Genomic DNA, 24,816 nt, shown 5'->3' with positions numbered 1-24,816 from the left:
CGCCGCGAACCCCACCCGTGCGGACCAATCCCACTTGCGGTGTCAGCGCGCGTTCCCCCGTAAGAGGGATGAAAATGGGTGCAGGGAGGGGCGCACAGATCGCGCCTGCGCGCCCGCAATCGCTGCACGTCCCTTCACAACCGGGGACGTGAGGCGCGACACTCGCAGGCGCCCATGAGCGTTGCCACCGCACCTGCGGAAGTGAGGGCAAGTCATGTCCCTGCAAGATGATTTGACCGCCGTACGACGCAACCTCGACGAGCTCGCCCGCAAGGTCGAGCGGCTGGAGAAGCAGGCGGCCCAGCAGAAACCCGGGGCCGGCCGGCCCGCGGCGCCGGATCCGTCCCGGATGGTGACCATCCCGGACACCCCGTACGACAACGCGCTGTGGACGGACACCGACGACGAGGGCCTCGGCGCCCGCGACCGCCGGGCCCCCTGACCCCGCGCCCCCGCACCACCCGGCGTACCCCCGCGCACACCCACCGGACCCAGCCGCCCACCGCGGCTGGGTCTGCCGGGCCACCCCTCATCACTCCACCCGGAGTCCCCATTGGCCACAGGCACGGACTTGCCACCCCCTTCCCGGTCCCCGCAGCGGGCCGGCGGCGTCAACGGACCCTCCAGAGCCGCGATCGCGGCCCGGCACCTGCGGACCGACCGGTGGTGGCTGTCGCCCGCCGGCACCGCGGCCGGGCTGCTCGCCTTCATCGTCTACTCGACCTGGCGGGCCTTCTCCAACGCCGACTACTACGCGGCCCCGTACGTCTCGCCCTTCTACTCCCCCTGTCTGGCGGAGAACTGCGAGACGATGCGCGGCGGCCCCAACCTGGACCTCTTCGGCAGCTGGTGGGGCCTCTCCCCCGCCCTGCTGATCCTGATCTTCCCGCTCGGCTTCCGGCTGACCTGCTACTACTACCGCAAGGCCTACTACCGCGGCTTCTGGGCCTCGCCGCCCGCCTGCGCCGTCGCCGAGCCGCACGCCTCGTACACGGGCGAGACCCGCTTCCCGCTGATCCTGCAGAACGTGCACCGCTACTTCTTCTACGCGGCGGTGCCGGTGGCGGGCATCCTCACCTACGACACGGCGCTGACCTTCCGCAACGACCGGTACGAGTGGGGCCACATGGGCCTCGGGACGCTGATCTTCCTCGTCAACATCGTGCTGATCTGGGCCTACACGCTGTCGTGCCACTCCTGCCGGCACATCATGGGCGGCCGCCTCAGGCACTTCTCCAGGCATCCGGTGCGCTACCGGCTGTGGGGCTGGGTGAGCAGGCTCAACACCCGTCACATGCAGCTGGCGTGGGCCTCACTGGTCAGCGTGGCCGCCTGCGACTTCTACGTCTACCTGCTGGCCAGCGGCGCCTTCACCGACCCGAGGATCTTCTGACATGGCTCAAGTCGACCGGCAGCAGTGGGACGTGGTCGTGGTCGGGGCGGGCGGTGCCGGACTGCGGGCCGCGATCGAGGCCCGCGAACGGGGCGCCCGTACGGCCGTGATCTGCAAGTCCCTCTTCGGCAAGGCCCACACGGTGATGGCGGAGGGCGGGATCGCCGCCTCCATGGGCAACGTCAACGAGGGCGACAACTGGCAGGTGCACTTCCGCGACACGATGCGCGGGGGCAAGTTCCTCAACCAGTGGCGGATGGCCGAGCTGCACGCCAAGGAGGCCCCGGACCGGGTCTGGGAGCTGGAGACCTGGGGCGCGCTCTTCGACCGGACGCCCGACGGGAAGATCTCCCAGCGCAATTTCGGCGGGCACGAGTACCCGCGGCTCGCGCACGTGGGCGACCGGACCGGGCTGGAGCTGATCCGCACCCTCCAGCAGAAGATCGTCCAGCTCCAGCAGGAGGACTTCAAGGAGTACGGGGACTACGAGGCCCGGCTCAAGGTCTTCCAGGAGTGCACGGTCACCAGGGTCCTGAAGGATCACGGTCCCCCTGAGGGGCAGCGGGTCTCGGGGGCCTTCTGCTACGAGCGCGAGTCGGGCCGCTTCTTCGTCCTGGAGGCCCCCGCGGTGGTCCTGGCCACGGGCGGCATCGGCAAGTCCTTCAAGACCACCTCCAACTCGTGGGAGTACACGGGCGACGGCCACGCGCTGGCGCTGCTCGCGGGCGCTCCGCTGCTGAACATGGAGTTCGTGCAGTTCCACCCGACCGGCATGGTCTGGCCGCCCTCGGTGAAGGGCATCCTCGTCACCGAGTCGGTGCGCGGCGACGGCGGGGTGCTGCGCAACAGCGAGGGCAAGCGGTTCATGTTCGACTACGTCCCGGACGTCTTCAAGGAGAAGTACGCGGAGTCCGAGGAGGAGGGCGACCGCTGGTACGAGGACCCGGACCACAACCGGCGCCCGCCCGAGCTGCTGCCCCGCGACGAGGTGGCCCGGGCCATCAACTCCGAGGTCAAGGCCGGCCGCGGCTCCCCGCACGGCGGGGTCTTCCTGGACGTGTCCACGCGGATGCCGGCCGAGAAGATCAAGCGGCGGCTGCCGTCGATGTACCACCAGTTCAAGGAGCTGGCGGACGTGGACATCACCGCGGAGCCCATGGAGGTCGGCCCGACCTGCCACTACGTGATGGGCGGGATCGCGGTGGAGTCCGACACCGCGGCCACCCTCGGGGTGCCGGGGCTCTTCGCCGCCGGTGAGGTCGCGGGCGGTATGCACGGCTCGAACCGGCTGGGCGGCAACTCCCTGTCCGACCTGCTGGTCTTCGGCAGGCGGGCCGGGCTGCACGCGGCGCAGTACGCGGCCGGCCTCGGCGGCGCGCTGCCCGCCGTGTCCCAGGCGGAGATCGACTCGGCCGCCACGGAGGCACTGGCCCCCTTCCACGCCGACGAGGGCGCGGAGAACCCGTACACGCTCCACCAGGAGCTCCAGACGACCATGAACGACCTGGTCGGGATCATCCGCCGGGAGGGCGAGATGGCCGAGGCGCTGGAGAAGCTCGCGGGGCTGCGCGTACGGGCCGCCCGCGCCGGGGTCGAGGGGCACCGGCAGTTCAACCCGGGCTGGCACCTGGCGCTGGACCTGCGGAACATGCTGCTGGTCAGCGAGTGCGTGGCCCGCGCTGCCCTGGAGCGTACGGAGAGCCGCGGCGGCCACACCCGCGAGGACTGCCCGGCGATGGAGCGGGACTGGCGGCCGGTGAACCTGCTGTGCCGGCCGGTGGATCCGGTGCCCGCCGATCCCGCCGCCGACCGGATCGGCCTCACGCGGGTCCGCACCGAACCCATCCGCCCCGACCTGCTCGCGCTCTTCGAGAAGGACGAGCTGGTCAAGTACCTCTCCGAAGAGGAGCTCTACGAGTGAGTGACTACGACGCCCGCTTCCGGATCTGGCGGGGCGACGCGGAGGGCGGATCGCTGAGGGACTTCACCGTCGAGGTGCACGACGGCGAGGTGGTCCTGGACATCGTCCACCGGCTCCAGGCCACGCAGGCCCCGGACCTCGCGGTCCGCTGGAACTGCAAGGCGGGCAAGTGCGGCTCCTGCAGCGCGGAGGTCAACGGCCGGCCGCGGCTGATGTGCATGACCCGCATGTCGACCTTCACCCGCGAGGAGACGGTCACGATCACCCCGCTGCGGGCGTTCCCGGTGGTCCGGGACCTGGTCACGGACGTCTCCTTCAACTACCGCAAGGCCCGGGAGGTGCCGGCCTTCGTACCGCCGGAGGGGGTGGCGCCGGGCGAGTACCGGATGCAGCAGGTGGACGTGGAGCGCTCGCAGGAGTTCCGCAAGTGCATCGAGTGCTTCCTGTGCCAGGACACCTGCCACGTGGTGCGCGACCACGAGGAGAACAAGGCCGCCTTCGCCGGTCCCCGCTTCCTGATGCGGGTCGCGGAGCTGGACATGCACCCGCTGGATGCGGCCGGTGAGGCGGGCCTGGACCGCAAGCGCACCGCCCAGGAGGAACACGGGCTCGGCTACTGCAACATCACCAAGTGCTGTACGGAGGTCTGCCCCGAGGGCATCAAGATCACCGACAATGCGCTGATCCCGCTGAAGGAGCGGGCGGTGGACCGCAAGTACGACCCCCTGGTCTGGCTGGGGAACAAGATCCGCCGGCGCTCGGAGCCGTAGCCGCCCCGGCCGGTCACCCGCTCCGTGGACAATGCCCCCTGGGAGAACGTCATTGACGTGATGTCAGGGGGCTTCGCGGTGCGGGTGGGGGATCAACTGGCGGGCCGTTACCGGCTGGACCAGCGGCTCGGTGCGGGCGGCATGGGCGAGGTGTGGCGCGGGCACGACCTGTCGCTGGACCGGGCCGTGGCGGTGAAGGTGCTGCTCGACGCGGCGACCGGCGAGGAGGTGGTCGCCCGGTTCCGCCGGGAGGCCACCATCGGGGCGCGGCTCCAGCACCCCGGGATCACGGTGGTGCACGACGTGGGGCAGCAGGACGGGCGGCTCTTCATCGTGATGGAGCTGCTCTCCGGCGAGGACCTGGGCGCGGTACTGGCCCGCTCCCCGGACGGGCTGCCGGTGCCGGTCGCGCTGGAGCTGGCCGCGCAGACGGCCGAGGCGCTGGCCGCCGCGCACGAGCAGGCCGTGGTGCACCGGGACCTGAAACCCGGCAACCTCTTCCTGCTGCCCGGCGGACGGCTCAAGATCTGCGACTTCGGCATCGCGCACTCCTCCGACGCGACGGCGGGCTGGACGGTCACGGGCCGGGTGTTCGGCACCCCGCCGTACATGGCTCCCGAGCAGTGGCGGGGCGAGCACGTCGACGCCCGGTGCGATCTGTACGCGCTGGGGTGCGTGCTGTACGCGCTGCTGAGCGGGGCACCGCCCTTCGGCACCGGGACCGCCGCGGGCGAGAGCCCGTGGGTCCTGATGCGCCGGCACATCGAGGACCCGCCGGAGCCGCTGCGGGTCGCCCCGGAGCTGGACGGGCTGGTCCGGTCGCTGCTGGCGAAGGACCCGGCGGACCGCCCGGAGTCGGCGGAGGCGGTGGCCAGGACGCTGCGGGGAGCCGCCACGGGCGGCCCGGCGGGCGGGAGCGGCGGGCCTGTCGGCGGAAGCGGCGTCGCGAGCGGGGGGCCTGCCGGCGGGAGTGGGGCCGGGAGCGGCGGGCCCGTCGGCGGGGGTGCCGCCGGGCCCGTCGGCGCTCGCGTGCGGGATGTGGACGGGGCCGGCGGGGCGGCGGGGGAACCCGGGCTGGAGTTCGTACGGGGTCTGCTGCTGGAGGCGGAGGAGACGCTGAACTCCCTGCCGCCCGGCTCCGCCGACCACCGCGCCGAGGGGCTCGCGCTCGCGGCGGACGCGGCGGCCCGCTTCGACGCGGGCCTCGCGGGCCGGCTGCTGGCGGACGCCGAGCTGTGGGCGTGGACCGACGGCGAGGGGGACGGCGCCCGGGTCGCGGGCCTGCTGACCGGGCTGGCCCGGCGGATCTCGGAGCACGCCCCGGCGCGCACCGAGCGGGTGCTGACCGACGCCCAGCAGGCCCTGTTCACGGTGTTCGGCCCCACCCGGGAGGGCCGGCTGCGCAAGGTGGCCGAGGAACTCGCCGCCGTCTCCCCCGAGCGCGGCGCCGAACTGGCCCGGCGGCACTTCGCCGACAGCCCGTCGGAGGAGGGGATCCTGGCCCGGGCCGCCGTGGCCACCGCCCGCACCGATCCCGCGCTCGCCGAGCGGTACGTGTCCCGGATCCGCACCCCTGCGCTGCGTACGGCCACCGAGGCGAGGGCGGTCACGGCCGCGGCCCGGCAGGACCTGCCCACCGCGCTGCGCCTCGCCGAGCGCATCCCCCTGGGCGGCGGCCGCGTCCGGGCGCTGTGCCGGGCCGCGGAGGAGCGCACGGCCGGCGGTGACCCGGAGGGCGCGGCCCGGGCGCTCGCCCAGGCGGAGCGGGCCTACGCCCAGCTGGCCGCGGAACGGGCGGCGCAGCTGCGGGAGCGGGCGGCCCGGCACACCGAGCAGGGGGCGCACGTCCAGGCCGGGCAGCTGCGCGACCGGGCGGCGGGCCTCCTGCGCCGGGACGCCCGCGCCACCGGCGACGAGGAGGTGGACGGGGCCGTCGAGGCCCTGGCCGCCGCCCGGGAGGCCCTCTCCGCGGCCCGCGGGCCGAGCACGCCACGGCCCCGTCCGGACCTGACGGGCGCCCGGGAGCGGGCGGCGGCGGCCCGGGCGCTGGCCGAGCCCCGCGAGCGCGGCCGGGAGCTGGCGTGGATCGCCCGGGACTGCACGGCCGGCACCCCCTGGCTCCCGGAGGCGGCGGCCGACCCCGGCACCCCGCCCCCGCCCGGTGCGGCGGCGGTGGCCAGCGCCGAGACCCGCCGACGGCGCCTCCCGCGGGAGGCGCCGGCTCCGGGCGAGCGGCTGTGGCACACCCGGGCCCGTCCGGACGCCCTGTACCCCGTCGGGGACGGCGTGGTGTGGCGGGCGGGCGCCGAGGTGGGTTCCGTACAGGCCGGTACGGGGGCCGCGCGCTGGAGCGCGTACGCCGACGACGGGGTGCTCGCCCCGCCGCTGCCGGGGCCGGCCCGGGTGTCGTGCGCGGCGGACCCGGGGCTGGTCCTCGTCACGGTGGAACCGCAGGACGGCCCCGGGGGCCGGCTGGTGGCCCGGGAGCCGGCGGACGGCCGGGTGCGCTGGTGGCGGGAGCTGCCGGACGCCGGGACCGGGAGGCCTGCCGTGCACCTGGCCGAGGGCGTGGCGCTGCTGGTGGCGGGCGGCGAGCTGACGGCTCTGGCCAGGACGGACGGTCAGCCGGTGTGGCGGCTCCCGCTCGAAGGCGGCGGCACACCGAAGCTGACCCTGTCCGGGGACTGCGTGGTCGTCTCGCACCGGATGCTGCTCACCGCACTGCGGCTCGACGGCGGGCAGCCGCTGTGGGCGTGGCCGCGCAACGCGTACCCGCTCGGACCGCAGCGCCCCGGCGGGCCCGTGCACGTGCTGGACGGGGGCACCGTACGCGCCCTGCACCGGCGGGAGGGCCGCCAGCTGTGGCACTTCGAGGTGGGCTCGTCCTCGGCCGGGCTGCTGGCCGGGGACGGCACGGTGTACACGGCCTCGCACCTCTCGGAGCACGGCTGGGACACCGTCAGCGCGCTGGACGCCGAGACCGGCGCGGTGCGCTGGCAGCGCACCGTCAACCGGCGCGACGGGAAGGGCGGCAGCCTCGAACTGCTGGGCGTCCGCGAGGGGGTGCTGTACGTGAAGGCCGCCCACGGTGGCCGCCGCGGACTGCTGAGCCGGGCGGTCCAGCCCTTCCTGACCGGGCTGGACGTGGTGTCCGGGAAGCAGCTCTGGTCCTGGGAGAACTCGGCGGGCGCCGTGCGCGCCGCGGTCCTGGCCGGCGACGGCATCGTCCTGCCCCTGCCCGAACTGACGGCGATCGCGCTGCCCTGAGGGCTGTCCCACAGGGACGCCTCCCAGGGGCCGTCCAGCGGCTCTTTCGTGGTGATCACTCCGGGTGCGGGGCCGGGAAACCGCCCATACGCTCCCACATGTGACTCCGCCGAAGAGACGCGCCACCGCAGCGAAAGCCGTACGGGCCGGCCTCGCCCTCGCCGCCGCGCTGCTCGCGCTCGGCGGCGGGGGCCTGGCCGGGGCGCCGCCCGCGCGGGCCGACGATCCCGTCACCCTGGACCAGCAGGGGCAGATCACCGACCGCGTCGGGGCGCTGGGCGACCGGCAGCCGGCCGTCGCGGCCGCGCTGGACAAGCTGTACGCCGACCGGAAGATCCAGCTCTTCGTCACCTACGTACGCGACTTCTCCGGGCGCTCCGCGCAGAGCTGGGCGGACGCCACGGCGCAGAAGAACGGCCTCGGCCAGAGCGACGTACTGCTGGCGGTGGCGACCGGGGCCCGGCAGTACGCCTACTCGGCCGACGTGGACTCCGGTTTCACCGAGGAGCAGCTCGCGACCGTCGCCCGGACCGCGATCGAGCCCGCGCTGAAGCAGAACGACTGGGCGGGCGCCGCGATCGGCGCGGCCAACGGCTACAACGCCGTCCTCGGCGGGCTGCCCGTACCCGTGCCGGCGATCACCCCCGGCCCCGCGGACCCCGGAGGGGACGCGGGCGGCGGGAACGGCGCCGGTGACTTCGTGCTCCCGGTGGTCGCCGTCGGCGCGGCGGGAGCGCTCGGGGCGTACGCCTACAGCCGCCGCAAGCGCGCCAGGGGCGGCAGCGGGCGCGGTACGACGACCGCCCGGCCGGGCTGGGGCGGCCAGGGCGGCGCCGCGGCTCCGCTCGCACTGCCCGACCTCGACGCCAGGGCCAAGGCGCTGCTGGTGGAGACCGACGACGCGGTCCGCACCAGCACGGAGGAACTCGGCTTCGCCTCGGCCCAGTTCGGCGAGGAGGCCGTCGGGACCTTCACCGGGGCCGTGGAGTACGCCAAGGGAGAGCTGACCCACGCCTTCCGGCTGCGCCAGCAGCTCGACGACGCCTACCCGGAGGACGACGCCACCCGCCGCCGGATGCTGGACGAGATCGTGGCCCGCTGCACCGAGGCCAACCGCCGGCTCGACGCCGAGTCGGCGGACTTCGACCGGCTGCGGGACCTCCAGAAGAACGCCCCTCAGGCGCTGGAGACGGTGGAGGCGCACTTCCGCGCGCTGACCGGCCGTACGACCACGGCGGAGGCCACCCTCACCGCGCTCACCGGACGGTACGCGGACTCCGCGTCCGCCCCGGTCTCCGCCAACCCCGAGCAGGCCAAGGACCGGCTGCTGTTCGCGACGACCAGCCTCGGCGAGGCGCGGGCGGCGCTCGGTGCCGGCGACAACGGCAGGGCGGCCGTGCACGTACGGGCCGCCGAGGGCGCGGTCGACCAGGCGGCGACCCTGGTGGACGCGGTCGAGCGGCGGGCCCGGGAACTCGCGGAGGCGGCGGGGAAGCTGCCCGGCGCGCTGACCGAGACCGAGACCGACCTGGCGGACGCCCACGGCCTGCTCACCGGTACCGCGCAGGGAGCCTCGACGGCGGACCTGCGCGGCCGGATCGGCCGGGCCGAGTCGGTACTGGCCGACGTACGCCGGGAGCAGGCGGCCGGCCGGTACGACCCGATCGACGCGCTGCGCCGCGTCGAGGAGGCCGACGCGGCCCTCGACGAGGCCCTGGCGGGGGCCCGCGAACGCGAGAGCGGCCGGCAGCGGGCGGTGGCCCTGCTGGACCAGGCCCTGCTGTCGGCCCGCAGCGCGATCGGCGCGGCGGCGGACTACGTCACCACCAGCCGGGGCGCCGTCGGCAGCCAGGCCCGGACCCGGCTCGCGGAGGCGCAGCGGCATCTGGAGCGCTCGCTGGCCCTCACCGCCTCGGACCCGGCGGGCGCGCTGTCGGAGGCCCAGCAGGCGGACTCCCTCGCCCGGCAGGCGCAGCAGCTGGCCGAACAGGACGTACGGGCCTACCGGAACCCGTACGGCGGCGGCCGGCCGCAGCAGGGCGGGATGAGCGGCGCGGTGCTCGGCGGGATCATCCTCGGCGAGCTCTTCGGCGGCGGCCGCGGCCGGGGCGGCGGTTTCGGGGGCGGTTTCGGCGGCGGGGGCGGGTCCTTCGGCGGCGGGGGCGGCGGCCACGGACCGGGCTCCTTCGGCGGCGGGGGCACGCGCGGCCGCATGGGCGGCGGCGGCCGCTTCTGACGGAATCCCACCTCTACCCAGGAGAACAGCCACATGAGCAAGCAGACCATCCTCGGCCGCGTCACCCAGCTCGCCAAGGCCAACATCAACGCCCTGCTGGACCAGGCGGAGGACCCGCAGAAGATGCTGGACCAGCTGATCCGGGACTACACGAACAACATCTCGGAGGCGGAGCAGGCCGTCGCCACCACGATCGGCAACCTGCGGATGCTGGAGGCGGACCACAAGGAGGACGTGGAGGCGGCCGCGGAGTGGGGCGACAAAGCGCTGGCGGCCAGCAGGAAGGCCGACGGGCTGCGCGCCGCGGGCTCGGCCGCGGACGCGGACAGGTTCGACAACCTGGCCAAGGTCGCCCTCGGCCGGCAGATGCAGTCGGAGAAGGAGGCGAAGACGGCGGAGCCGACGATCGCCGCGCAGACGCAGGTCGTCGAGAAGCTGAAGTCCGGCCTGGACTCGATGAAGACCAAGCTCACGGAGCTGTCGTCGAAGCGCGACGAGCTGGTGGCCCGGGCCAGGACGGCGCAGGCGCAGAACACGATGATGGACGCGGTGAAGAACATCGACGTGATGGACCCCACCAGCGATCTGAACCGCTTCGAGGACAAGGTCCGGCGCGAGGAGGCGATGGCGCTCGGCAAGCAGGAGCTGGCCGCCTCCACCCTGGACGCCCAGTTCGAGTCCCTCGACGACCTCGGCAGGACCGCGGAGATCGAGGACCGCCTGGCCGCGCTGAAGACCGGCAAGGCAGGCAGGGCCGCTTAGGCCTCGGGCCGGTTACCCCCTTGGCCCTTGCCTCCCTTGGATCCCGTGGGCCCCTCCGGCGGCGCGCTCAGAAGCCCTTCGCCCGTTGCGCGGCGGCCGCGCGGACGTCGGGGTCCTCCATCGGGTCGTCGCGCAGCGCGGCGATCAGCTCCCGGTTGCGCGGGTCGGCGGGTGCGGCGGCGACGGCGAGCAGCCGGGTGCGCGCCTCGCAGTCCCGGAGGCACTCGGTGTACAGCTCGTCCGCCCCGGCCGGGTCGACGGCGGCGATCGCCCGGAGGTAGTCGGCCCGCTCGTAGCTGTGCGGGGTCCGCGCCGCGAACGCGCGCAGCAGCGGCGCGGCCTCGGCGGCGGCCGGTCCGAGGTGGGCCAGGGCCCTCGCCGTGTCGTCGGGGCCGCACCAGGTGCGGGCCTCCCACTGGGCGGCGAGTTCCCGCAGCAGCAGGGGCAGGGCCTCGGGGGCGGGGTGGTCGGCCAGTACGCCGAAGCCCAGCCGGGAGAGCCAGGCCCGCTCGTCCTCGGCCCAGGCGCGCGCGGCGGGCACGGCGAGCGCGCCCAGTGCCCGTACGGCGCGCGTGAGCAGGGGCAGCGGGCGCCTGTCGGCGATGTGGAGCGAGGGCACGAGCGCGAGGAGACCGGGCTCGGGCTCGCGTCCGGCCAGCACGCGCAGGGCCTGGATCTTGTCGCCGCCGGGGGCGTCCGGGTCGGCGAGCAGCGCGAGCAGTTCGGCGCCGGCGCGGGTGTCCCCGGCGGGCTCCGGCCGCGGCTCGGGGCCGGCGTCCGCGGGCAGGATCCCGAACCGGATCCACGGCTCGGCGTGCCCCGCCTGCCCGGCCTCGTCGGTGACCCGGGCCCGCACCACGTCCCCGAGGTCCGCCCACCATGCTTCGGGCCAGCGGTCCGAGACCGACTCCAGTACGTCGCCCCAGTGCTCGCCCTCCCGGATGTGGGCCCGCAGCCCTTCCCGGGCGCTCGCGCTGCCGCCGAGGGCGAGCAGTTCCAGGACGGCGGTGGCCCGCCACCGTTCCTCCTCGTCACCGGCCAGCTGGCCGAGGACCGGGCCGAGCGGCAGGTCCAGGTCGCGGACCAGCCGGGCGTGGTAGAGGGCCCGCTCGTCGCACTGGCTGTCCCAGCGCCACTCCCGGCGGATGCAGTCGTACACGTACGGGGCGGCGGCCGCCGGGTCGTCCAGGGCCAGGGCGTGGCCGAGGCCGCGGCCGCGCTGGAGGAGCCCCTGGAGGCGGTCGTGGGGCGCGTACGCCGGGCCTTCGTCGGTCACCCCGGCATGCTGCCCCAGCGACACCCCCTCCCACCAGCTGTTTTCCCGGCCGGGCGGTCAGCGGCGGTGCGCTGCGCCGCCCCTGCGGGAGGTCATCCGTACAGAAGTCACCCGTACATGCTCAGCAGTTGCTCCGCCGACAGTTCCGTCGCCGCCTCCACCGCGCCCCCGGGCAGCGGCAGCTCGAACCACACCGTCTTGCCCCGGTGCGTGCGCCGCGTCCCCCAGCCCGCCGACAGCAGTCCGACCAGCTGGAGCCCCCGGCCGCCCTCGTCGGTGTCCCGTGCCCGGCGGCGGCGGGGCTGCGCCAGGTTCGCGTCCCACACCTCGCAGACCAGGGTCCGGTCCAGCAGCAGCCGCAGCCGGATCTCACCCTCCCCGTACCGCAGGGCGTTGGTGACGAGCTCGCTGACCAGCAGTTCCGTGGTGTCCAGCAGCCCCTCCAGGCCCCACGCGGGCAGCTTCGCGCGCGCGAGTTCGCGTGCCCGGCCCACCGAGCGGGCCTCCCTCGGCAGCTGCCAGTCCCCGACCGCGTCGACGGGCAGCCCCTGGACGCGGGCCATGAGCAGTGCGATGTCGTCCTCCCCGTGCCGGGTGTGCAGCGTGTTCAGCACGTGGTCGCAGACCTCCTCCAGGGGGCGCGACGGGTCCGCGACCGCGTCCCGCAGCCCCCGCAGGCCCTCCTCCAGGGGGTGGTCGCGGGACTCGACGAGCCCGTCCGTGTAGAGCGCCAGCAGGGCCCCCTCGGGGAGGTCGATCTCCACCTCCTCGAAGGGTTCGCCGCCCACCCCGAGCGGCATCCCCGGCGGGACCTCCAGCAGCAGGCCGGGCCTCGGCCGGGTGCCCTCCTCCGCCGGTTCCACCAGCACCGGCGGCATGTGGCCCGCGTTCGCGATGGTGCACCGCCGCGTCACCGGGTCGTACACGGCGTAGACGCAGGTCGCCAGGTACACCTCCGACCGGTCCGCGTCCCGGGAGTGCAGCGCCGCCCGCGAGGCCTGCTGGGAGCCCCCGGGCGCCCCGAGCCCCCGGGCGACCTCGTCCAGGGCGGTGAGCACCTCCGCCGGTTCGAGGTCCAGCAGTGCCAGGGTCCGTACGGCGGTGCGCAGTTCGCCCATGGCCACGGCGGCCCGCAGCCCGCGGCCCATGACGTCGCCGACGACCAGCGCCGTGCGGTGTCCCGGCAGCTCGATGACGTCGAACCAGTCGCCGCCGACTTCGGTGGCCGCGTTCCCCGGCAGGTACCGGCAGGCGATGTCGAGTCCGGCCGCCTCCGGGTCGCCCGGGGGCAGCAGGCTCCGCTGGAGTATCAGCGCCCGCTCGTGTTCCCTCCGGTACAGGCGCGCGTTGTCGATGCACACGGCGGCCCGGGCGGCCAGCTCCACGGCCACCGCCCGGTCCCGCTCGCCGAAGGGCTCGCTGCCCTTCGTACGGGAGAACTGCGCGAGTCCGACGACCGTGTCGTGGGCGACCATCGGCACGACCAGCGTGGACTGGACGAGGTCGTCCGACCCGCCGCCCTCGATCAGCCGCGGCCGGGCCGTCCGCAGGGCCAGCGCCCCCGGCGAGGCCGCCGGATAGCGGTGCGTCTCCCCTACGGAGACCAGTGCGCCCGGCCCGGACAGCGGGGCGTCGGACACGGCGGAGGCGAAGGCCACCCGCCGCAGCGGCGCGGACGGCGCGCGGCCGGGCCCCTGCCCGGGCAGGGAGGGCACCCCGGGGCCCTGCGGCCGGGCGGGCCGGTCGTCGTCGCCGAGCAGCAGCCCCTGGTAGAGGTCCACGGCGGCCAGGTCGCAGAAGCCGGGGACGGTGACGTCGAGGAGTTCCCGGGCGGTGGTCTCCAGGTCGAGGGAGTTCCCGATGCGGTGTCCGGCCTCGTTGAGCAGGGCGAGATTGCGCCGTACGCCGGCGGCCTCGCGGGCGGCGAGGTGGCGCCGGGTGACGTCGATGCCGATGCCCGCGACCCCGACGGGCCGGCCGGTGCCGCCGTGGACGCGGTAGAGGTTGATGGACCAGTGGCGGTTGTTGTCCCGGCTGCGCGGGGTGGCGCCGGTGATCCGGAGGTCGGTGACGGATTCGCCGGTCTCCAGCACCCGGCGCAGGGCTTCGGCCATCCGGTCGGCCTCGTGCGGCGGGAGGTAGTCGTGCACCGTGCGGCCGCGGTGTTCCTCGGCCGCACCGCCGAAGACGGTCGCGAAGCGGCGGTTGGCGCGCTGCACGGTGAGGTCCGTACCGAAGAGCAGGAAGCCGAAAGGGGATTGGCCGAATATGGCTTGCGAGGCCGCGAGATCGGATTCGATCCGCCGCAGCGCGCGTACGTCGACCACGACGCACAGCGCGGCCCGCTCGGCGGTCTCGGTCTGGGTGGGCATCACATAGATCTCGGCCACGCCGTGCGCGCCGTCCCCGTCCGGGATCCGGAAGGGGACGAGGCCGGTCCATTCCTCGCCGTCGAGTATCTCCGCGACCTTGCGGTGGCCGCCGGCCCTGAGCTCGGCCGGCATGAAGGCCTCCACGGGATCGCGCCCCACCGCCTGGGCCGGGGAGAGACCGAACAGTTCCTGGGCGCGCAGGCTCCACTGGTCGATCAGCCCGTCAGGTCCGATCGAGAAGGAAGCGACCTTTATGTAGTCATATATCGAGCCAGGCGGGCTGCTGTGCCACAGGGCGTCGTGCCACGTCGCCCCGGACACTCGGGCCTGATGTGCCTGCGCAGGTATCTCGCTCACGCGACCGTCCCCTCCAGCTCACCGCAACCGGACCGGCCATCACCGAAGTATTCAGCACCACGGCCCCGGTCCGCATGGCGTTCACGATCACAAAAAGGTCCCGACTGTTTCGAGCCACGTCCAGTGATCGTCAGCCACTCCTCCCCTTGTTACTCACCAGGAAGTGCCAACTCGAACCACACAGTCTTGCCCGACTTCCCGTGCCGGGTGCCCCAGCGCTGCGCCGAGACGGCCACGAGGTGCAGCCCCCGGCCGCCCTCGTCGTCCGGGTTCGCGACGCGCTCGCGGGGCGGATCCGGCAGCGGATCGGAAACCTCCACGAGAAGCGCAGGACTCGACGGCACCCCCTCGGCGGCCGGATCGCGCCGTACCAGGCGGACCCCGATGGGGCCGGAGGCGTAGCGGAGGGAGTTGGTGACCAGCTCGCTGACCAGCAGTACGGTCACGTCGCCGACGGCCTCCAGGCCCCAGGCGCGGAGCTTTCCGCGCACGGCGTGGCGGGCGGTGCGGACGGCACCGGGCTCGGCGGGAAAGGCCCACTCGGCACATTCACCGTCTGTGTCGATCACGCCGATCACTTCCCGGGCCGCGGCGACCCCAGTCGGGTTCAGCAGGGACGATAGGGGAACGAGATAGGGATTAATAGCGACATACCCGATATTCAGGGCGTCGTACCACTCCAGCCCCCACGCACCGGCGCACTGTGGCGCAGACGGCCTACAGCGCGAGCCTCACACGCCCCGGGCGGGGTCCTCCGCCTGATCCCGGAGCAGCCCCAGCCGGCGTCCGGCCTCCGCGACGGCCGGTCGGTCCTGGTCGAGCCAGTCCACGGAGTCCAGCTCCTGCGGCCCGAGCCAGCGCAGCTCGTCGTGGTCCTCCAGCGGCTCCGGCTCACCGGACAGCAGCCGGGCGGTCCACACGTGCAGCACCAGGCCGGGCTTCAGCGGCCACTCCCCCGGGATGCGCTCCAGCGCCTCGGTCTCGACGCCGAGCTCCTCGCGCAGCTCGCGCACCAGCGCCTCGGGGACGGTCTCACCCGGTTCGGCCTTGCCGCCCGGGAGCTCCCACCGGCCGGCCAGCTCGGGCGGCGCGCTGCGGCGGGCGGCCAGCAGGCGCCCGTCATGGCAAAGGGCTCCGCCCACGACCACTCGTACAGTCATGGGCGGAGCCTATGTCAGTGCGCCGGCGGCCCGGCGCTCAGTTCGTCGTCGCGGTCTGGCTGCCCTGACCGACCCGCTCGACCCAGTAGAGCTGCTTGTGTCCGCGGTCGTCGAGGCTGTCGACGACCTTCTGGGCCTCGGCCCGGGTGGAGTACCGGCCCACCCGGTAGCGGTTGCCGTTGTCGTCCTGACGTATGACCAGCCATGGGAGCAGGGCACCGCTGTCGTTCATCGCGTCTCACCCTCCGCCGATGTACCTGCCCGGGAAACCCCATTGCGCATATGCCCGAGCTTACGCCCGACCTTTACTGAGCGGATACGGTTTTTCACGAAGAGGTACCTCGCAGGCGTACGCATCCGGCCATGCGTACGAGCGGGCCGTGCGCGCCGGCTCAGACCCGGCGCACGACCGGCATCGGGAGCACCACGGCTCCCGCGTCCGCGCCCTTGCGGCAGGCGTCCCCGCAGGTGGCGTCGAGGGAGCAGCAGAGCGAGCAGATCGGCCCCGCCTGGACGGGGCAGTCGGCCGTGTCGGGGAGTTCGTAGGCGGTCTCGCAGACCGAGCAGGTGCGGGTCGCGGTGATGTCCGGGACCTCGATGCCGGGGCCGTTCACCTCGTTCGGCCTGGCCAGGTAGTACTTCCCCTTGGTCGCCCAGGCGATCAGGGGGCACAGGACCAGCGCCAGTCCGGCGGCGATGAAGGTGGAGAAGGCTTCGGGGTAGGTGCCGAAGAGTCCGAAGAACGCGAGGATGGAGACGGTGGAGGCGATCACCATCGCGCCGAAACCCGCCGGGTTGACGGCGTACAGGTAGGCGCGCTTGAACTCGATGTAGGGCGGGCTGAGTCCGAGGCGCTTGTTGATGACGAGGTCGGCCGCGACGGCGGCGATCCAGGCGATGCCGACGTTGGAGTAGAAGCCCAGGAGTTTGCCGAGCATCGCGAACATGTCCAGCTCCATCAGCGTCAGCGCGATGCCGAGGTTGAGGAAGATGTACCAGACCCGGCCGGGGTGGCGGTGGGTGACGCGGGAGAAGAAGTTCGACCAGGACAGCGAGCCGCTGTAGGCGTTGGTGACGTTGATCTTCACCTGGGAGACGATCACGAACAGCGCGGCGGCGGGCAGCGCGAAGCCGCCGAGCCAGGGGCGCAGGGCCTCGATCTGCGGGGCGATGGGCTCCAGCGCGTGGGTCTTGCCGACCGCTTCGAGGGCGACGAAGGCGAGGAACGCGCCGCCGAGCTGCTTGGCGGCGCCGATGATCACCCAGCCGGGGCCCGCGGCGAGCACGGCGAGGTTCCACCGGCGGCTGTTGGCCGCGGTCTTGGCGGGCATGAACCGCAGGTAGTCGGCCTGTTCGCCGATCTGGGCGATGAGCGACAGCGCGATGCCGGTCCCGAAGCCGAAGCCGATCCAGGAGAACCCGGAGCCGGCGCCCTCGGTGCCGCCGAAGTCGGCGAACGCGCCCCAGGCGTCCGGGGCGTGGAAGGCGAGCACGAGGAAGGGCAGCACGAGGCCGATCAGCCAGACGGGCTGGGTCCAGGCCTGGACCTTGGCGAGGGCGCCCATGCCCTTGAAGACGATCGGGATCACGATGAGCGTGGTGAGCAGGTACCCGAGCTGGAGCGGGAGGCCGATCGCCTGGTGCATGGCCTGGGCCATGATCGAGCCTTCGAGGGCGAAGAAGATGAAGGTGAAGGAGGCGTAGATGAGCGAGGTGAGGGTGGATCCGAAGTACCCGAAGCCCGCGCCGCGCGTCACCAGGTCCATGTCCAGGCCGTACGTGGCGCAGGCGCGCGCGATGGGGATGCCGGTGAGGAAGATGACGGCGGCGGCGGCGAGGATCGCGGCGAGGCCGCTGGTGAACCCGTAGGCGAAGACGATGGAGGCGCCGATCGCGAAGTCGGCGAGGTAGGCGATCCCGCCGAGCGCCGTGCCCGCGACGGATGCGGGGCTCCAGCGGCGGAACGCGTGGGGGGCGTAGCGGAGGGAATAGTCCTCGCGGCTCTCGTCGGCGGCCAGCTTGGCGTAGCTCCGGCGGGGCGGCGACTGCGGGGGCGCGGCGGTCTCGGCGGTCTCGGTCATACCGCCGGACGGTAGGGCCGGTGTGTGACGCCGCGTCACGCGTGGGCATTGCCCGGCGGTTACGTCGCCCCGCCGCGCGTCACCGGGGCGTTAACGGCGCGGTACGCGGTGTCCGCCATCCGGTGCGGCGCGCTCCGGCCCCGCGGCGCTCGGGGGCGGGGACCGGGATCCGGTCTCGCGGCGGCGGCCCCGGGTCCGGGGCGCCCGTACGACGGCGCCTCGGCCGGGGCCCGGGTCAGCGGACGGGGAGGTGGTAGGCCAGCCGGTAGCGGTCCGCGGGGACCACGACGTCGGCGGTCTCGACGGCCAGTCCGGAGGCGAAGTACGTACGGCTCACCACCAGCACCACGTGCCCCGGCACCCCGCCCAGCGCCATGATCTCCTCGGCCAGGCCGGGCCGCGCCCCGACCTCCTCCGCCACGTTGTCGACGACCACGTCGATCGCGGCCATCCGGTCCACCACCCCGGAGCCGCCCAGCGGGCCCTCCTCGGGCAGCATCACCGGCGTCCGGCCGGTCACGGCCAGCGGCTCCCAGGAGGTCGACAGCATCATCGCCTCCCCCGCGTCGCGGAAGACATACCGGGTCCGCATGACCCGGTCCCCAGGCTCGATGCCCAGCCGCTGCGCGATCTCGGCCGGGGCCTGCGTCTGCTCGCTGGTGGACTCCCACGTGCCGCGCGCGCCCGATTCCGCCTGCTCCTGGCGGAACGGCGTCGACGTGGTGCCGGTGCGGTACCCGGAGCGGGCGACCCGCCTCGGCACGGGCTGTTCGCGCACGTACGTGCCCGACCCGGACCGGCCCTCGACGAGCCCCTCCGCCATGAGGACCTTGCGCGCCTCCAGCGCCACCGTGTCGGAGACTCCGTACTCCTCGCGGATACGGGCCTGCGAGGGGAGCCGGGCGTGCGGGGGCAGGGACCCATCGACGATCTTCCGTCGCAGATCCCCGGCGACGCGCAGATAGGCCGGCTGCTCACCGAAAGTCACTGGCCACTCCCATCAGGTTGACAGACAGCTACACCCTGGCAACCGACGGTTGTGCACCGCAAGCAAGGGCCAGAGTTTCACTCGAAGTGATGAAGCCAGGTCACTCAAACCCGTTACCGCGCGTTACACAGAGGCGCTCAAACCGACTCCGACGACGAGCCCTCCCCGCCCTCGTCCGGGTACCCCTCAAGCCACTCCGGAACCCGCGTCGAAAGGCCGTACGCACCGCGCAGCGCCTTCTCCGTGTCGACGGAGGCCGCCCCCAGCGCCCGGTCCCACGCGTCCTGGAACTCGGCCGGCCGCGTCGCCCTCGCCGCCCGCTGCCACTCCTTGCGCGCCGCCTCGACCTCCTTGAGCCGGGCCGCCGCCGCCGCGCCCACCTCGGGCCGGCCCTTGACGTCCTGGAGCATCGCCGCCTCGGCGCCCAGCGAGGCGTCGACCTGCCGGGCCCACTGCCGGTACTCGGACAGCGCGTCGTCGACCTCCGCGTCGGGCCCGCGCCCGAGCGCCTGGTCGGCCTGGTTCATCGCCCGCAGGAAGGTCACCTGGTCCGGCGTCAGCACCGCCGCGTCCTTGCGCAGGCTGCCCCTGTGCTCCTCCTCCGACGTGCCGATCACGCAGAGCAGCCGCCGGTCGCCCTGGCGCCACAGCTCGCGCGTGGGGGCGAAGTAGAACATCTCCGCGTACCCCGGCAGCGCCCAGGTGTCCATCGCGTACTCGTCCTGCGCCTTCCAGCACGTCTCGGTGGCGGTCTTCTTCAGCTGCACGCCCCCCGGATAGGGGCCCGAGTCCATGAGGGAGGAGGAGGTCACCTCCGCGTCGTGGACCTCCGCGCACCCGATCCTGTAGACGAAGGGCTCCTCTTCGAGGAGATCGCCGCCGGGGACGTTGAAACAGTCGCCGGGCCGCATCTCGTCCATGCTCGCCAGCCGGCCCTCGACGTCCTCCAGCCCGCTCGTCGAACCGATCCGCTCGAAGAACGGGTCCGCGTACCGGCCGGTGGCGTACACCAGGCCCGCGGTCATCGTCACGGAGACCACCAGGCCCACGACGGCGAGGGACCTGCCCCGCTCCCGCTTCTTCGCGATCTGCACCAGCGCCACGACGGCGAAGACGATGCCCAGCGGCGGCAGGCACAGCAGGCCGACCAGCAGGGAGGCGAGCGCGAACCCGTTGAGGGCGGGCGGCCCCTGGGGCACGGGCGGCCCCCACATCGGCTGCGCGGACGGCGGGGGCCAGTGGTAGCCCTGACCGGCGGGGGGATTCGGCGGGGGCGGGTTGGTCACGGCGCGGGATGCTCCATCACAGGGGGCGCGAACGAATGCGCGAATAGTACGCAGAGGGGGCGACCGCCCTGTGGTCGCCCCCGTGGTTCACCGCTCGGTCCTACCGGTCCGCGTAGGCCCTGCCCCTAGCGCGGACGCCGCGTCAGAACTGCAGCGCCCAGCTGTCGATCTTGCCGACGTCGGCGCCCGCGAGGTCGGCGACCCGCAGCTTCCAGACCCCGTTGGCTACCTCGGAGGAGGCGTTCACGGTGAAGGACTGGAGGATGTTGTCCGCGCTGCCGCCGGTGCGGTTGCGCAGGTTGTAGACGGTGCCGTCGGGGGCGACGAGGTCGACCTTCAGGTCACCGACGTACGTGTGCTTGATGTCGACGTCCACCTTGAGGGCGCTCGGGGCGTTGCCGGAGATCCCGCTGACGGTGACCGGCGACTCGACGGTGGAGTTGTCGTTGATCGCGTAGTCGGCCGCGTTCTCGAAGCGGGTGCCCGGGTTCGGCGGGGTGGTGGAACCCCCGACGTACAGCAGGCGGTTCGGGGAGCCGCTGCCGGGGCCCGTCACCACGTTCGGGGTGGCCGCCGCGACCAGGCCGTCACGGACCTGCGCCGGGGTGCTGGCCGGGTTCTGCGAGAGGTACAGGGCGGCCGCGCCCACGACGTGCGGGGTGGCCATCGAGGTACCCGAGATGGTGTTGGTGGCGGTGTCGCCGGTGCCCCACGAGGAGGTGATGGAGGAACCCGGCGCGAAGATGTCGAGGATGGAGCCGTAGTTGGAGTAGCTGGCCTTGGCGTCGGTGCTGGTGGTCGCCCCGACCGTGATCGCCTCGGCCACCCGCGCCGGGGACTTGGTGGAGGCGTCGGTGGACTCGTTGCCCGCCGCCACGCCGTACGTGATGCCGGCGGCTATGGAGTTGCGCACGGCGGTGTCGAGCGCGGAGTCCGCACCGCCGCCGAGCGACATGTTCGCCACGGCGGGCTTGACGGCGTTGCGGGTCACCCAGTCGATGCCCGCGACGACCTGGGCGGTCGTACCGGAGCCGTTGTTGTCGAGCACGCGGACGCCGACGATCTTGGCCTTCTTGGCCACGCCGTACGTGCCGCCCGCGACGGTGCCGGCGACGTGCGTGCCGTGACCGTGGCCGTCCTGGGCGGTGTTGTCGTTGTCGATGGCGTCGTAGCCGTCGGAGGCGCGGCCGCCGAAGTCCTGGTGCGTCTTGCGGACGCCGGTGTCGATGATGTACGCCGTGACGCCCTCACCGGCCTTGTCCGGGTAGGTGTAGCTCTGGTCGAGCGGGAGCGCCCGCTGGTCGATGCGGTCCAGGCCCCACGACGGCGGGTTGGGCTGGGTGGCGTCGACGGTGAAGAGGCGGTTCTGCACGACCGACTTGACCGCCGGGTCGGCGGCGAGCTTTCTGGCCTGCGCCTCGGAGACTTCCACGGAGTAGCCGTTGAGGGCGGCGCTGTAGGTCCGGTCGATCCTCGCGCCGTACCGCTTGGCGACGGCCTTGCCGCTGTCGGCGGTGGAGCGGGCGGCGGAGTCGTTCAGGGTCACGATGTAGCTGCCGGCGACGGCATCGGCGGCGCCGGCGTTCTCGATGACGCCCTGGGGGCCGTCGGCCGCGGAGGCGGGTAACGCGGCGGCCGCGCCCAGTGCGAGGGCCACGACGGCGGTGGCGCTGATGCCGGCGATCTTCCGGCGGGTGTGACGCATCACGGACATGTGAGGGGTCCTCCTCATAGGTGGTGCGCTGCGGGGGGTGGGGCGTCGGACCGGAGCTGGATAAGCATGGCCATGACAAGACATCGCGGCTGGTGCACCGCCCAACGGGCCGTCGCCTCCGAAAGGTTGACCCACCCCCGCGCCATCCCACAAGAGGACAACGCACGCGTAACATCCGTGCCATACAACGGCCATGAACGAGCAAAGGCGTTCCGCACATGACGCACGCACTGCCTGGTTACGTCTGCCCCGAGGACGGCACCCGCGCCGACGTCCGGACGGCGCCGTGGTGCTGCCCGGTGTGCGCCGGACCGTGGGACCTCGACTTCGCACCCGATCCGGCCATCGCGCTGGAGCCGGCCGCCGGACCCAACTCGCTGTGGCGGTACGGATCCGTGCTGCCGCTGCCTGGAGCGTTCTCGGTGTCGCTCGCCGAGGGGCACACTCCGCTGGTGCCGCTGGCGGAGCGCGTTCACGCCAAGCTCGACTTCCTGATGCCGACGCTGTCCTTCAAGGACCGGGGTGCGGTGATGCTCGTGGAGCTGGCCCGGCGGCTGGCTCCGGAGCGGGTCGTCGCGGACAGCAGCGGCAACGCGGGGACCTCGTTCGCCGCCTACTGCGCGCGGGCCGGGCTGAGTTGTGAAGTTTTCGTGCCCGAGGGCACCTCGGAGAAGAAGACCGCGCAGATGCGGGCGCACGGGGCGGTGGTCCGGGTGGTGCCGGGCGGGCGCGAGGCCGCCGCGCTGGCGGCCCGGGCCGCCGCGGAGGAGCCGGGGGTCTTCTACGCGAGCCACGTCTTCAACCCGTACTTCCTGCACGGCACGAAGACGTACGCGTACGAGATCTGGGAGGAGCTGGGCGGCCGGCTGCCGGAGGCACTGGTGGTGCCCGTGGGCAACGGCACCCTGCTGCTGGGGGCCGCGCTGGCGGTGCGGGAGCTCGGCCGGCGCGGGGTGCGGCCGCCGGCGCTGATCGCCGTCCAGGCGGAGGCGGTGGCCCCGCTGGCGGAGGCCTTCGCGGCGGGGGCGCAGGAGGCGCGGCCGGTGGCCCAGCGGCCCACCCTGGCCGAGGGGATCGCGATCCCGGCGCCGCCGCGGGCACGGCAGATCCTGGCGGCGGTCCGCGAGACCGGCGGCACGTTCGTGACGGTGTCGGAGGAGCGGCTGCGGGCGGCCCAGCGGGACCTGGCGGCGCGGGGCCTGTTCGTCGAGCCGACGGCCGCGGCCTGCTGGGCGGCGGTCTCCCCGGGCGCCCCCACGGACCCCCTCCAGGGCCGCACGGCGGTCCTCCCCCTCTGCGGCGCGGGCGCGAAGACGGGCCTGGCCCCGTAAGCCCGGGCCGGGGCGGCGGCCCGGGGCGGCCGGGCGGCGTACGCACACGGCGGAAAATCGCCAGCCCCGGGCCGCCCCGTCTGCTGGACTGTGCCCATGACCGCTGATCTCGGCCCCGCCCGGCAGACCGCCCGGGCCGGCGCCTTCGCCGCTCTGCACACCCCCGCCGCCCCGCTCGCCCTGGCCAACGCCTGGGACGTGGCCAGTGCCCGCCTCGTCGAGGCCTCCGGCGGCGCCGCCGTCGCCACCACCAGCGCCGGGGTCGCCTGGTCCCTCGGGGCTCCCGACGGGGACGCCCTGAGCCGGGACCGGGCGCTCGACCTCGTCGCCCGGGTGGCCTCCGCCGTCTCGGTGCCGGTCACCGCCGACATCGAGGGCGGCTTCGGCGCCGACCCCGCCGCGGTCGCCGAGACCGTCACCGGGGTCCTGGCCGCCGGCGCGGTCGGGATCAACATCGAGGACGGCAACCGCGCCCCCGCCGACCACGCGGAGCGCCTGGCCGCGGCCCGCGCCGCCGCCGAAGCCGCCGGGATCCCGCTCTACATCAACGCCCGCGTGGACACGTACCTCTTCGGCCTCGGCGATCCCGGCACCCGCCTCGACGAGACCCTGGCCCGGGCCGCCGCCTACCTCCGGGCCGGCGCCACCGGCATCTTCGTGCCCGGCGTCACCGACCCCGGCACCGTCGCCGAGCTCGCCAAGGGCATCGACGCCCCGCTGAACGTCCTCGTCGGCCCCGGCGCCCCCACGGTGGCCGAGCTCGGCGCCCTCGGCGTCTCCCGCGTCAGCCTCGGCTCCTGGGTGGCGGAGGCCGCGTACGCCGTCGTCCGCCGCGCCACGCAGGAGATGCTCGGCTCCGGCACGTACACCTCCCTCACCGGCTCCCTCCCCTATGGCGAGCTGAACGCCCTGCTCAAGGGCTGAGACAGCCCGGAAAACAAGAAGCCTGTACGGGCCAACGACCATAGGCTCCCGCCGTGCCCACATCGAAGATCTCCGGCTCCGTCTGGACCGCCCTCGCCCTCGTGTACGTCGTCTGGGGGTCCACCTACCTCGGCATCCGGATCGTCGTGCACACCATGCCGCCGTTCCTGTCGGCCGGAGCCCGGTTCATCGCCGCCGGCCTGCTGCTGGCGGGCATCGTCGCCTGGCGGTACGGCCCGGCCGCGCTGAAGGCCACCCGCGCCGAGCTCGGCTCGGCCGTACTGGTGGGGCTGCTGCTGATCCTCGGGGGCAACGGCCTGGTCGTGCTCGCGGAGACCTCGATCCCGTCCGGCCTCGCGGCCCTCGTGGTGGCCGCGGTGCCGATGTGGCTGGTGGTGCTGCGGGCGGGCACCGGGGACCGGCCTCAGGTACGCACCCTGGCCGGGGTGCTGCTCGGCCTGGCCGGGCTGGCCGTGCTGACCAGCCCGGGGCTGAGCGGGACCGTACGCCTCTCGGGCGTGCTGCTGGTGGTGGCCGCGTCCGTCCTGTGGGCGCTGGGCTCCTTCGCCGCGTCGAAGCTGACGCTGCCGGGCAATCCCTTCGCGGGGAGCGCGTACCAGATGCTCGCGGGCGGGGTCGGCGGCGTTCTGGTCGGCCTCGGCCGGGGCGAGCAGCGCGGGCTGGACGTGGCCGCGTTCTCCGCCTCGTCCTGGCTGGCGCTGGGCTACCTCGTCCTCTTCGGCTCGCTCGTCGGCTTCACCGCGTACGTGTGGCTGCTGCGGGCCGCGCCGCTGTCGCTGGTGGCCACGTACGCGTACGTCAACCCGGTCGTCGCCGTGGCGCTGGGCGCGCTGATCCTCGACGAGGCGCTGACCTGGCCGATCCTGGTCGGCGGCGCGGTGGTCGTGGCGGCGGTGGGCGTGATCGTCAGTACGGAGCGCAAGAGCTGAGGGCCCGTACGGGGTGCGGGAGCAGGGG

Annotated in this window: 19 protein-coding genes; 10 read left to right on the top strand and 9 right to left on the bottom strand. The window is 73.9% G+C overall.

Translation table 11 applies throughout. From position 1 onward, the window contains the following. Positions 1 to 214: 214 nt before the first annotated feature. The 7 genes from ACZ4TG_RS26550 (at position 215) to ACZ4TG_RS26520 (ending at position 10,349) form a co-directional block, all read left to right on the top strand. Positions 215 to 442, top strand: a complete 228-nt coding sequence (locus ACZ4TG_RS26550) for a hypothetical protein (RefSeq protein WP_468167059.1) — start codon at positions 215 to 217, stop codon at positions 440 to 442. Between the two features lie 111 nt (positions 443 to 553). Continuing rightward, the gene (locus ACZ4TG_RS26545; RefSeq protein ID WP_468167057.1) at positions 554 to 1,393 is read left to right on the top strand and encodes a hypothetical protein; all 840 of its coding nucleotides are present in this window, start codon (positions 554 to 556) and stop codon (positions 1,391 to 1,393) included. 1 nt (position 1,394) lies between these two features. Further along, positions 1,395 to 3,314 (top strand): fumarate reductase/succinate dehydrogenase flavoprotein subunit, encoded by a 1,920-nt coding sequence (locus ACZ4TG_RS26540; RefSeq protein WP_468167055.1) that lies wholly within the window; start codon positions 1,395 to 1,397, stop codon positions 3,312 to 3,314. Further along, a complete protein-coding gene (locus ACZ4TG_RS26535; protein WP_468167053.1) occupies positions 3,311 to 4,084 on the top strand; it encodes a succinate dehydrogenase/fumarate reductase iron-sulfur subunit in 774 nt (257 codons plus the stop codon). Before ACZ4TG_RS26540 ends, ACZ4TG_RS26535 begins: the two co-directional genes overlap by 4 nt. 60 nt (positions 4,085 to 4,144) lie before the next feature. Further along, entirely contained in the window at positions 4,145 to 7,351 is a 3,207-nt protein-coding gene (locus ACZ4TG_RS26530; protein ID WP_468167051.1) for a serine/threonine-protein kinase, read from the top strand. A gap of 100 nt (positions 7,352 to 7,451) precedes the next feature. After that, a complete protein-coding gene (locus tag ACZ4TG_RS26525) occupies positions 7,452 to 9,587 on the top strand; it encodes a TPM domain-containing protein (RefSeq protein WP_468167049.1) in 2,136 nt (711 codons plus the stop codon). 33 nt (positions 9,588 to 9,620) lie between these two features. After that, entirely contained in the window at positions 9,621 to 10,349 is a 729-nt protein-coding gene (locus ACZ4TG_RS26520; protein ID WP_468167047.1) for a PspA/IM30 family protein, read from the top strand. A 67-nt stretch (positions 10,350 to 10,416) separates the two neighbouring features. On the opposite strand, the gene ACZ4TG_RS26515 is transcribed toward ACZ4TG_RS26520, so the two are convergent. The 9 genes from ACZ4TG_RS26515 to ACZ4TG_RS26475 all read right to left on the bottom strand — a co-directional run bounded on the left by ACZ4TG_RS26515 (position 10,417) and on the right by ACZ4TG_RS26475 (position 21,583). Continuing rightward, positions 10,417 to 11,625, bottom strand: coding sequence for a hypothetical protein (locus ACZ4TG_RS26515; protein WP_468167045.1), 1,209 nt, complete (start codon positions 11,623 to 11,625; stop codon positions 10,417 to 10,419). A gap of 107 nt (positions 11,626 to 11,732) precedes the next feature. Continuing rightward, complete coding sequence (locus ACZ4TG_RS26510) at positions 11,733 to 14,345, bottom strand: SpoIIE family protein phosphatase (RefSeq protein WP_468167299.1); 2,613 nt, start codon at positions 14,343 to 14,345, stop codon at positions 11,733 to 11,735. Positions 14,346 to 14,503: 158 nt separating this feature from the next. Further along, positions 14,504 to 14,932, bottom strand: a complete 429-nt coding sequence (locus ACZ4TG_RS26505; RefSeq protein ID WP_468167043.1) for an ATP-binding protein — start codon at positions 14,930 to 14,932, stop codon at positions 14,504 to 14,506. Between the two features lie 153 nt (positions 14,933 to 15,085). Beyond that, a complete protein-coding gene (locus ACZ4TG_RS26500; RefSeq protein WP_468167041.1) occupies positions 15,086 to 15,514 on the bottom strand; it encodes a (deoxy)nucleoside triphosphate pyrophosphohydrolase in 429 nt (142 codons plus the stop codon). Between the two features lie 37 nt (positions 15,515 to 15,551). Beyond that, the gene (locus tag ACZ4TG_RS26495) at positions 15,552 to 15,746 is read right to left on the bottom strand and encodes an SPOR domain-containing protein (RefSeq protein ID WP_365617778.1); all 195 of its coding nucleotides are present in this window, start codon (positions 15,744 to 15,746) and stop codon (positions 15,552 to 15,554) included. Positions 15,747 to 15,906: 160 nt separating this feature from the next. Next, entirely contained in the window at positions 15,907 to 17,595 is a 1,689-nt protein-coding gene (locus tag ACZ4TG_RS26490) for a purine-cytosine permease family protein (RefSeq protein WP_468167039.1), read from the bottom strand. A gap of 235 nt (positions 17,596 to 17,830) precedes the next feature. Further along, positions 17,831 to 18,583, bottom strand: coding sequence for a GntR family transcriptional regulator (locus ACZ4TG_RS26485; protein WP_468167037.1), 753 nt, complete (start codon positions 18,581 to 18,583; stop codon positions 17,831 to 17,833). Positions 18,584 to 18,720: 137 nt separating this feature from the next. Continuing rightward, entirely contained in the window at positions 18,721 to 19,869 is a 1,149-nt protein-coding gene (locus ACZ4TG_RS26480) for a DUF4190 domain-containing protein (protein ID WP_468167035.1), read from the bottom strand. 142 nt (positions 19,870 to 20,011) lie between these two features. Next, complete coding sequence (locus ACZ4TG_RS26475; RefSeq protein ID WP_468167033.1) at positions 20,012 to 21,583, bottom strand: S8 family peptidase; 1,572 nt, start codon at positions 21,581 to 21,583, stop codon at positions 20,012 to 20,014. Positions 21,584 to 21,801: 218 nt separating this feature from the next. On the opposite strand from ACZ4TG_RS26475, the gene ACZ4TG_RS26470 reads away from it, so the two are divergent. From ACZ4TG_RS26470 to ACZ4TG_RS26460, 3 genes are all read left to right on the top strand, one after another. After that, positions 21,802 to 22,914, top strand: a complete 1,113-nt coding sequence (locus ACZ4TG_RS26470) for a pyridoxal-phosphate dependent enzyme (RefSeq protein WP_468167031.1) — start codon at positions 21,802 to 21,804, stop codon at positions 22,912 to 22,914. 96 nt (positions 22,915 to 23,010) lie between these two features. Next, complete coding sequence (locus ACZ4TG_RS26465; protein ID WP_468167029.1) at positions 23,011 to 23,838, top strand: isocitrate lyase/PEP mutase family protein; 828 nt, start codon at positions 23,011 to 23,013, stop codon at positions 23,836 to 23,838. A 53-nt stretch (positions 23,839 to 23,891) separates the two neighbouring features. After that, on the top strand, positions 23,892 to 24,788 hold the full coding sequence (locus tag ACZ4TG_RS26460) for an EamA family transporter (protein WP_468167027.1): 897 nt from the start codon (positions 23,892 to 23,894) through the stop codon (positions 24,786 to 24,788). The last annotated feature ends 28 nt before the right edge of the window (positions 24,789 to 24,816 follow it).

This window comes from Streptomyces sp. NPDC028314 (genome assembly GCF_055565795.1).
Note: the sequence above shows the minus strand (reverse complement) of the source record. Positions and strands in the feature narration are given on the sequence as shown.